A 9,745-nucleotide genomic window follows, 5' to 3' on the forward strand; every position below is an offset into this window, starting at 1 on the left:
GCACCACAATAAGCGAAGCAATGAGAATCAGACACGCAGCTCCAGCAAACGCAACCTGCATCTTCCGCTGCTGCGAATGGTATTCCGAGCGGAGAATGAGCAACCTGCTCATACACGCGGGACAGCTCGCAGCGTGATCGACACGCGGATCGGCTATGTCAATCGCTTTAGAGCGCCGAGCCAGCCCGCGCAGAAAGGCCTCATCAGGGCAAGGACCCGTGGGGTTCGATTCACCGGCAAGCACCCGTTCCTGATGCCGCTTCGCAATCCATGCTTCGAGATGATCCTCAGCACGCGAGGACCAGGGCCACAGTCTTCTCATTGGGGAGAATCTCCAGACCGGGAGAGGCTTAGCAGCAACGACTCCAACTCCCGAAAGTATGCACGACGTACCACGGTATGATCCAGATTTAGTTGCCGGGCAATCTCTCTCCAGGTGTATCCCAGCCACCGCCGGCGAACCACGGATTGCGCAAACGGCGACAGCCGCGCGAACATCTCGTTTGCCATCGCTTGCTGCTCGACCTCCGATTGCCCAACATAGAGGCCTTCAAGGTCTTGCAGCGAACCATACGACAACTCCCGGCCCTGCCTGACGGCAAGCTGCCTCGCGCGACGACGGAGAACGCTCTTGATGCGCGCGGTGAGCGTCTCCGAAAGAACTTCCCGGTGACGGGTAAAGTAGGCGGATGCATTCTGCATCGCATGGTCCATCAGGTCGTACGCCGCATCCTGATCATTCAGGAAGGTCCAGGCGCATAGAAGAGCGTAGGGCCAAGCTGCCTGCGCAGCGCTCTCCAATGCCTGATCAGAAGCCGGATCCCCGGTCGAGCAGGCCCAGCTCCATGTCAGATCTTTCCAGCTATGACCCTTTGGCGGCATTCGCGAGCATCTGCCCAACAAGGATTGAAATACCGATCAACCGCAGTATAGGCCGAGATACAACTTACTTTCTTGAAAAATATTCCTTCGTGGCGCCACAAATGGCGCACGGAAATGCCTTTAGATGTAGCCGGACGGGGTGCATAGATCTCCTTTCCATGCACCCGCGTCATTTATGACGCCTTGGGAAGTACCTCCCCGGCAATCTTCATCAGATCGAGTTTCCGCTCGGCATCGGTGACCTGTCCAGCGATCCAGGAGATAGCGTTCGACAAGCGCCAGTTCGTGTTGCCCGCCGGCAAGTTGTAGGTATCCTGCGATTCGAAGGCCTGCGCAGCCGCTTCCGATTCTCCCTTCTGCAACAGCTTGCGAAAGGTCTCTTTTGCCTGCTGTGGTTCGACAGCCTGATCGTTGGCGTGCCGGATAGCCTCCATGCGGCGCTTGAGCGCGTCTGCATCAAGCTGCCCGTCGATGACGTCTCGCAGCGCGCTCACCGTTGTCTTCGCATCGAGCTCGTAGGTGCGATTCGAGTAGAGCATGGAATCGTCCAGACGCTTGCCGAGGTGGACCTGCCGCATCTCCTCCTGGGTGATCGCCAGGTTGGAGCACCAGATGCGGAGCAGATAGGCGCGAACGGAAAGTGCGCCGTTGCCGAAGTCCGAGTTCTCGAGGCTCAGTCCGTAGGCGACCATCTCGCCCGGGATTGGCTCGTAGACTTCCGGCATAATTGCCTGGATCGCCACCTTCGTATCAGTGACATAACCGGCATAGGGCAAAGCACCTTTCCGCTGTACGGCGGTAGCGAACGCCTCGACGATCGGCCGCGAATCCAGCCTACGGTAACGGTCGGAGAGGAATCCGCGAAGTTCGCCGCCGAGCGACCGGAGAAGGTAGCGGCTCTTCGGCATACGGTTGTGGAACACAGTGTTCAGGTTGTGGGCCAGCAACTCGCGTCCCCAGGGCGCAGTGGTGTGCTGGAGAGCGTCCATAAACTTCAGTGGCAATTCCGAAGTCTGCGCCATCTGGGTCAACGCATTACGGTGGAGCTTCTGTTCCACCTTGCCTTCCAAAGCGCCCTTGTCGGGGTAGACGACCGTGATCGCCGGCGTCTCGGTATTGGTCTGGAACTCCAGATCGCTGGCGCGCGCCAGACGGTCACTGGGCTGGTTGTTCATCACGTGGTCGACGACATTGCCGGCCGTCGCACGGCCTGTTGCAATCAGGGCTTCAAGTTTATGGTGCGCTGCGGTTTTCGATTGCATAGTCAAAAGCATGGGCATTCTCCTTAGGGTTTGTATCGAGTAAAAAAAACTTCGCGTGCGCCCATGGATACTGGACACACGCGAAGGGGCATGACGGCGGCACAAGAGCAATGACGCGACTGCATCACCGCACCTGGCCGGAAGAGTGATTAGCTTGGCGGTCTACGAATGGTCAGTCCTCGTCTGGCAACATAAAGGTAAGACAGGGGGAGAGGTCATCGGAGGGGCCGCTGACACACTTCAATGATTTCTTTCGCGTCCGCCCGTCCGGATCTCTTACCTGGAGTGTCCAGCGGGCTTCTGTCGGTGAGACTTCCTGGCGTGTACGTCGAAACATGCACACCACGTCCCACCATCTTCCACGGATATCCTGGCAAGCGTGACCTCTGGCATCGGACACGGCGACAAATGCCTGAAACGCAGCAGCAGTCATCGCAATGGGCCAGCGAATGCCGGCTTCTCGCGACAATCGTCCAAACGGCTCCTGAGTCATATCGATCAGGACGCCATCCTCGATCGCCTGGCTGCGAGTGTAGGAGGAGATGAGTTCAGCGGTTGCGAAGATGGAGTCCATTTTCACCCCTTCGCCGCAAGGCTGAGCGTCAACAGCCAGACTCTCGCAAGCGTCCCGAGAAGGCTGATTGCGGGGACAATCAACCCGGCCATGTAGAACGGATTTGTCCGAGCTGCCTCATAAAGCACAGGGCCGGACGAAACCATGACTGCTGCATCAAAAAAGGTGATCAGAATCGCCAGTAAAAGGCGGACTTGAAAACGGTAAAGAGTTGTAGGAGTATCTGCGACACGCGGTGCAGCATAGAGTTGGGAGTTTTGCATGGAATCCTCCTTATAGGAATGAGCGGTTTACCGATAAACGGCACGAACGAAGAGCGCGCCCACGAAAGCACAGCCGTCAGCAAACAAAGACCGAACGGGGAAATCACCAGCAGCAGAGTGGTGGTTGTATTACCGAAGAAGCGGGTCAGCAATGCCTCTGCATAGATCAGCACCGCGCGAACAAAACAAACAGGACATCGAAGCACATGATTTCTCCAGGGCAAACAACGAGGCCCTCCTTACCTGCCAGGAGGGGCCGCTCTACAAACTGCACAAAAGAACAATGCGCGTCTGCTTTTGAAGCGCGCATCAGTATCACCACACACGTTCGTCGCAGCGATGAGCAGAAGATTGCGGAATACTTCGCCACGGAGTTTCAAGCAGACGATCTGCCGATCTTGCCCACGAATTTCAATGTGGCTTCCACCTTGGCGTGAACCGATGAAGTAGAGGCGGTGCGGTCTGGAAGTCGTCCCGATGACAGTTCGGCGTAGTCACGTGACCGGATCCGCCGTCCCATCGGCAGTACCCTACGAGATCATGCGGTTGAAGACCAAAACCACGAGTCCCAACGTCGCAAAGAAACCAGGCTCATACAGCAACCGCAGCCTGCACATAGGACGACGCGGCTAAGTGAACATGGAAGGATGTTTCCAGAGCTATCCCAGAGAGCCAGAATCCAAGCTCAATCCAAAACGACCAGCGCTTCAGCAGCAGCGCATCTTGATGGGATTTTCTCAACCACCACAATGGGTGACGTAAAGTTCCAGCACTGCACATACGCAGCCAGTACCGCCAGAATATGAGCATTTCGTCTCATGCGGCGAATATCTTCATCACCGCCGAGCATTTTCCATATCTCGTTTGGCTCAGAATCCAACGGCTTGGCCTGCGGATGAAGATGCTCCAAGGCCACGCGCTTCAATGGCTCGATCGATACAGATTTGAGCTTCGTCACAAGCACGCCCAATCTGCCGCGGCAGAATGCCTCGCACTACGCAGCGTCCACGCAATGCCGCAGGTTGCGGCCACTTCCAGGCAACGAGAACAACCATTCCAACCATTCAGTTCGAATCCGATCAGACGATCGCTTGGAAATGAGGCAAGCGAGCAGCCTTTCGATCAAACGTCAATGTATGAAAGCAACCTGTCCAGGCATTCAGCGCTCCGATCAAGGCATCTTCAAACTCTCCGGTGCCGCGCTTGAGAGCAAAAACAGCCTCGAAGACCTGTTGCTCGTTTTGAACTTCGAGGAAGTCTGCGGCGAGGAGATTTTCCACATGAGAGGCGATTTGGGAAGGGGTCTGCTTCAAAAGGCTGCGCAAGACCCAAACAACCTCGAGCACCGTAACCAGATTGATAACCCCCGGGTTTTGCTCGCTCAACTGTCGATCAACGATTTGGTTGACTTGGCGTGTCTGTTTTGGGTCGTCCTGGAGCAAATAGCGCAGGATGACGTTTGTGTCCAGACCGATCATCGGCGGCGGCGCTCCGTCGCGCCGGCTTCAATTGCGAGGTTCATTTCCTCAATGGAGATAGGCCGGTCGAGCTTAGGTACACTGCCCTTCAACCTCGATAGCGGGATCTTGGGAAGAATGACGACGGTCCCATCCGGCTGGAAGAAGAACTTGAATCGATCGCCTGGTTTCAGATTTAAATATTCCCGCACCGATTTAGGGATGGTAGCTTGATTTTTGCTGCTAAGGATGGCTTCCACGGCTAACGACTCCTCGCTTTACATTCTAGCAAATGTAAAGCGTTTGTGACGCGTCAGAGATGTTTAAGCCGGGAGTTCGCCGTCTTCACTCTATGCCTCGACCATTTCCCTCTGACTCGAAAAGATCAGCGGCCGCCCCTCACGAGCAGCCGCTGGTTCCCCCACAGTTGATGCATTTGTAGCAGCTTCCATTGCGCACCATGATGTCCCCACACGTCGAGCAGAGCGGCGCATCTCCTCCCTCATACGCATCATGGAGGAAGCGGGACACGCTGGCAGGGGTCTGGTTGAGTTCCCTGCCAGCGTTCTTCTGTGTACCCGCCGCGTCGAACAGGGGTAGTTGTCGTCCTGACAGAAAACGCAGCTCCATCCAGCGGAAGAGGTAATCCATGATGGATTTTGCGTAGCCAATCTCCTCGTTGCCGGTCCAGCCTGACGGCTCAAAACGGCTGTGGGAGAGCTTGTCACAGAGCACCTTGAGGGGCACTCCGTGCTGCAGGCTCACCGAGACGACCGTACCAAAGCACTCCATCATGCCGGCGATGGTTGATCCCGCCTTGGCCATGCGAACGAAGATCTCGCCCGGCTGGCCGTTGGGATATAGCCCAACCTTGAGATATCCCTCATGCCCAGCAATGGAGAAGTGGTGCGTAATGGCCGAACGCTCATCCTGCAGACGGTGCCGGTTGGCTGCCGGTGGACCTGACAGGTCGGCGGGAGCTTCATCGACCACAGGCTTGGCTTCAGGCTTGGCTTCCGCGTTGGCGCTGACAGGCTGCGAGGACTTGGAGCCGTCGCGGTAGATTGCAACTGCCTTAAGTCCGGACCGCCAGGCATCGAGATACGCTTCCTCGATCTCGTCGGCCGTCGCCTCGGACGGCAGGTTGACCGTCTTTGAGATCGCGCCTGAGAGAAACGGCTGCACTGCCGCCATCATCAGGACGTGGCCTTTCCAGTGGATGGAGCGTTTGCCGTTGCTGGGCCGGAACGCACAATCGAAGACGGGCAAATGCTCGTCCCGGAGACCCGGGGCTCCTTCAATGGTACTGTTGCGCTTGATGAAGGCCTCGATCACATTCATCTCATCATCTGAATAACCCAGACGAGTCAACGCATTGCGAACTGCCTGGTTGGGTAGCGTGAGATGACCGCCGCCGACCAGTTTCTTGAAGACAACGACGCCGAGCATTGGTTCTATCCCTGTCGTGTCGCAGTCCATCATGAAGCCGATGGTGCCGGTCGGGGCAAGCACGGTGACCTGCGCGTTGCGGAAACCAGTCTTTTGTCCGATCCGTTCTGCGTCGGTCCAGCTATGAACGGAAGCTTCGAGGAGCCGGTTGGGAATGCTTGGGAATCCCAACAAGACCTGTGCCGATGCGCGGTGTTTCGCGATCACGCGCAGGAACGCTTCACGGTTCCCGCTAAAACCGGGAAACGCGCCGCTGCGACCAGTGCCGAGCGCTGGATTTGCCCCCAGCAGGTCCGTTCGCGCCGCGGCGATCTCTGCCGAAGCTCGATAGGCCGTTCCTCCCATGAGAGCGGTGATGCCGGCCGCCATCGCTCGGCCTTCGTGGGAGTCATACGCAAGCCCCTGGCTCATCAGGAATGCGCCCAGGTTCGCGTAGCCCAACCCAAGCGGACGATAGTCGTGAGAGTTGTTCGCAATCGCCTCGGTTGGATAGCCGGCCATGTCGACCAGGATGTCCTGCGCTACGATCAGGATGCGTACCGCATGCTGGAAGAGCTCTACATCGAAGCCATCCGCGCTCGCGAAGCGCATCAGGTTTAGCGATGCGAGATTACACGCGGAGTCATCCAGGAACATGTACTCGGAGCATGGATTGGACGCATTGATCCGGCCGGACGACGGGCAGGTATGCCAGTCGTTGATGGTGGAGTCGAACTGCATCCCCGGATCGCCGCAGCGCCAGGTCTCTTCCGCAATTTGGTGGAAGAGATTCCGTGCTTTGACCATCTTGACCGATGATCCATCCACCCGGCCTCGGAGTTCCCAGTCTGCACCGTTCTCTACCGCCTGCATGAACTCGTTGCTGACGCGAACCGAATTGTTGGCATTCTGGTAGAAGATCGAAGCGTATGCCTCCGAGTCCGGCCCATTGCCATCGAAGCCCGCCGCGATCAGGGCCTGCGCCTTCTTCTCTTCCCTGCTCTTGCACGTAATGAAATCCTCGATGTCGGGATGATCTACATCGAGAATCGCCATCTTGGCGGCGCGGCGGGTCTTGCCGCCGGACTTGATGACGCCGGCGAAGGCGTCATAGCCGCGCATGAATGAGAGCGGCCCAGAGGCGGTTCCGCCGCCCGAGAGGCTTTCCATGGAACCGCGGATGGCCGAAAAGTTGGTGCCCGTTCCGGAGCCCCACTTGAAGAGCATCCCCTCGGTCTTCGCCAGGGTAAGAATCGACTCCATCGAGTCGTCGACAGAATTGATAAAGCAGGCGGAGCACTGCGGCTTCCGGTAGCCTTCCCTTCCCTGCACAACCTGATCGAACTCAGCCGACCAGTACCAGCTCTTGGCCTGATTTTCAGGCTCAAGGGTCTCGCAACCGACATTGAACCAGACCGGCGAATTGAAAGCAGCATACTGGTGGACCATCAGGGCCGTCAGTTCGGCCTCGAATACTTTGGCGTCTGCTGTCGACACAAAGTATCCCTGCGCCTGGCCGGAGTTGCTAAGGGTGAAGACGACGCGATGGATCAGCGCGTCCACTCCCTGTTCCCGCGACTCGGTTCCGATTTTGCCGTGGAGGTACTTCGAGGCAACGATGTTGGTGGCGATCTGCGACCAACTAGCCGGAACACGGACGCCTTTCTGTTCAAACACGGTGTTGCCCTTGCTGTCCTGAATCACTGCGTCCCGATGCTCCCAGGAGACTGCATCGAGTGGATCGATGCCCTCGGACGTTAAAACACGGTCGAAAGAGAGTCCTTCGAATGTGGTAGTTGAATGGGCCATCTGGGGCCTCCCTTTCATGGTGATTCGCGGATCCCATCCGCGATGGGTAGGTTGTAATGCAGGTCTGAAATTCGGCCAAATCGACCGGGAAATACATGATTTATCTCCCAAAGATGGAAATAAAACGAGCGGGACACTTCAGGGCCGTATTGGTCCATATCGCTACGCGAACAAGCTGGCATGAGTCGCCGCAGTCTCCGATTGAGGGGAACTCATTGCCAGTTCCTCGATTGTGTACTCCAGATTGCGGAGATCACCAAGCCGGTAAAACCCTCCGTCATCGCCGCAAAATACCAGCTTCTTACGGCCCCGGACCGTCCTTTCAAACACACGAAAGCGGGAGACCACACGCATTTCTTTTCGATCCTCGCTTGATACGGCGATGCTGATGGAGGCATGCGATCTCGGGTAGCTACCAGCTATGAATTGATCAATCTGCTGAGAGCATTGTCGGACATCCAGATCCACGTATCACGATATTGCTTGGATGGAATCAGCGATTCTATGTGTACTTCATATGGACCTCGTCAGCCACGAATGCCTTGGCGAGCAGGACGGATATCGCCAGGATAGCTGGTACGCTTCTCATCCAAATAAAGCGCCGAGCACGCACGACAGAAGGATCCGGTTCGCACAGCAGTTGAACTGCGAGACTAGGCGGCTGCCACCAGTCTGCGTCGGCGGCGTGCCTGTTTTTCCCAAACGTCGGGATCGATGGGCAAGGGCACGGAACGGCCGCTTTCCGCGTTATAAAACGCGCCATGATGATCGAGAACGCCATAGCGGAGCAATCGAGTCAGCATCGCGAGCGCACTGGTGGCCAGCACGTTGTTGATGAACGGTTCCTGACGTTCCAGTGCCTCGGCGGCGGAGCAACTCGGAAGCGGTCCTTCGCCCTGGGAGGTATCCATGATTAAGGGAAAGAGTTCGGTTACGGTGCGAAGCCGGGTCCGGCTTTTTCGATTGAGATCGTTCAGCGGCTGACCCAGCACGAACTGTCCGCTGCTGGCATCGTTGCCAAGATCGAGCCAATAACGGACATGCCGCCATGGACCAGATTTTGTACGAAATGCTTCATGCATTTCACGTCGGGCCGCGCGCGTATCGACACAGCTGATAACAAAATCGATGGTCTGGTCATACGTCGAGAGGGGAGTGTTTCGATTCTTTGAGAAATAGCTCTCCTCGGCCCTCCATGCCAGACCGTGGAACAGGTTGATGCGATGAACAAGGATGGTGGCCTTGTTCTGGCCAATATCGGCCGCGCCAAAGGGCTGGCGCACACAGTTGGTCGCCGAAACACTGTCGCCGTCCATGACGGTGACACTGAGTCCTTCGGTTTTTCCCCATGCTACCAACGCATGGTGGAGGTAGGGAAGGCCGAAGAGAACGGCGCTGCCATTGCCTCCGGAGCCGATCAGCAGAATTCTCAGATCGCGCCGGTAGTAACTGCCGTTTGAAAGCTGGTGAGTAATCTTCATGAGGAGCCTCCAGGCTGCCGTGCAAGCCAGCCATGGAGATTTCCGTCCACGGTCTAGCGTTGGATGAGCTGACCCAAGGTCTCCTTGGCATCGGCCAGATACTCCGCCGGAAACCGCCTTTTCCCCGCCAGCGACTTCCAGAGTCCGACGAAGCCGCCGGGATGTTCGGTGAGTTTGTGTGCCGCATTGGGGTGGGTGAACTCGCTCTCGAAAAACGCCTTCTCCCAAAGCGGCAGGGACTCCACGGTGACGTTCTTCGGAGTCCGGGCCGTGCCCAGGCACACGTCGCCTCTGTCATTCACATTCCAGTAGGGAGCGCGGTAGAGTGGCGTGTGAGGCTCGGGACGATCATGACAGGCGACCGCCCGAACATCGAGGCTGTTGCCCTGAAGGCGGAAGATCAGCCCCGGTTGCGGGTACCGTTTGCCGGAAAGCCCGGCAACTTCCCTACCCTTTTCCTTCGTGTAGAACATGGGCCGAATCGCGGACGGTGCCCACCAGACAATAGCTTCTTGCGTGCGCACGAGAACATGAGCACGCAGGAACTCCACCGGTAGCGCGCCACGCAATTGTTCGACCAGCGTGAATA

General features: G+C 57.2%; 11 protein-coding genes. All 11 read right to left on the minus strand.

Translation table 11 applies throughout. The features are described from left to right. The coding region (locus VMU57_RS15435) for a hypothetical protein (protein ID WP_325384983.1) at positions 1-322 on the minus strand (322 nt) is incomplete at its 3' end. Then, entirely contained in the window at positions 319-882 is a 564-nt protein-coding gene (locus VMU57_RS15440) for a hypothetical protein (RefSeq protein ID WP_325384985.1), read from the minus strand. The genes VMU57_RS15435 and VMU57_RS15440, both read right to left, overlap by 4 nt. 173 nt (positions 883-1,055) lie before the next feature. Beyond that, positions 1,056-2,156, minus strand: a complete 1,101-nt coding sequence (locus VMU57_RS15445) for a hypothetical protein (RefSeq protein ID WP_325384987.1) — start codon at positions 2,154-2,156, stop codon at positions 1,056-1,058. Positions 2,157-2,316: 160 nt separating this feature from the next. After that, positions 2,317-2,718 carry a DUF6573 family protein gene (locus VMU57_RS15450; protein WP_325384989.1) on the minus strand — a complete coding sequence of 134 codons (402 nt, stop codon included), beginning with the start codon at positions 2,716-2,718 and terminating at the stop codon, positions 2,317-2,319. A gap of 2 nt (positions 2,719-2,720) precedes the next feature. Further along, positions 2,721-2,981: a hypothetical protein gene (locus VMU57_RS15455; protein WP_325384991.1), complete on the minus strand. Its 261-nt coding sequence runs from the start codon at positions 2,979-2,981 to the stop codon at positions 2,721-2,723. Between the two features lie 685 nt (positions 2,982-3,666). Further along, positions 3,667-3,939 (minus strand): hypothetical protein, encoded by a 273-nt coding sequence (locus VMU57_RS15460; protein WP_325384993.1) that lies wholly within the window; start codon positions 3,937-3,939, stop codon positions 3,667-3,669. Positions 3,940-4,060: 121 nt separating this feature from the next. Then, positions 4,061-4,459 carry a type II toxin-antitoxin system VapC family toxin gene (locus tag VMU57_RS15465; protein ID WP_325384995.1) on the minus strand — a complete coding sequence of 133 codons (399 nt, stop codon included), beginning with the start codon at positions 4,457-4,459 and terminating at the stop codon, positions 4,061-4,063. Continuing rightward, on the minus strand, positions 4,456-4,698 hold the full coding sequence (locus tag VMU57_RS15470) for an AbrB/MazE/SpoVT family DNA-binding domain-containing protein (RefSeq protein WP_325384997.1): 243 nt from the start codon (positions 4,696-4,698) through the stop codon (positions 4,456-4,458). The genes VMU57_RS15465 and VMU57_RS15470 overlap by 4 nt, the downstream gene beginning before the upstream one ends. A 139-nt stretch (positions 4,699-4,837) precedes the next feature. After that, positions 4,838-7,675 (minus strand): vitamin B12-dependent ribonucleotide reductase, encoded by a 2,838-nt coding sequence (locus VMU57_RS15475; RefSeq protein ID WP_325384999.1) that lies wholly within the window; start codon positions 7,673-7,675, stop codon positions 4,838-4,840. A gap of 653 nt (positions 7,676-8,328) precedes the next feature. Next, the gene (locus VMU57_RS15480) at positions 8,329-9,156 is read right to left on the minus strand and encodes a PRTRC system ThiF family protein (RefSeq protein WP_325385000.1); all 828 of its coding nucleotides are present in this window, start codon (positions 9,154-9,156) and stop codon (positions 8,329-8,331) included. A 53-nt stretch (positions 9,157-9,209) separates the two neighbouring features. Beyond that, positions 9,210-9,745, minus strand: a 536-nt coding sequence (locus tag VMU57_RS15485; RefSeq protein WP_325385002.1) for a PRTRC system protein B, incomplete at its 5' end; no start/stop codon positions are given.

The organism is Edaphobacter sp. (genome assembly GCF_035532915.1).
Lineage (GTDB): Bacteria > Acidobacteriota > Terriglobia > Terriglobales > Acidobacteriaceae > Edaphobacter.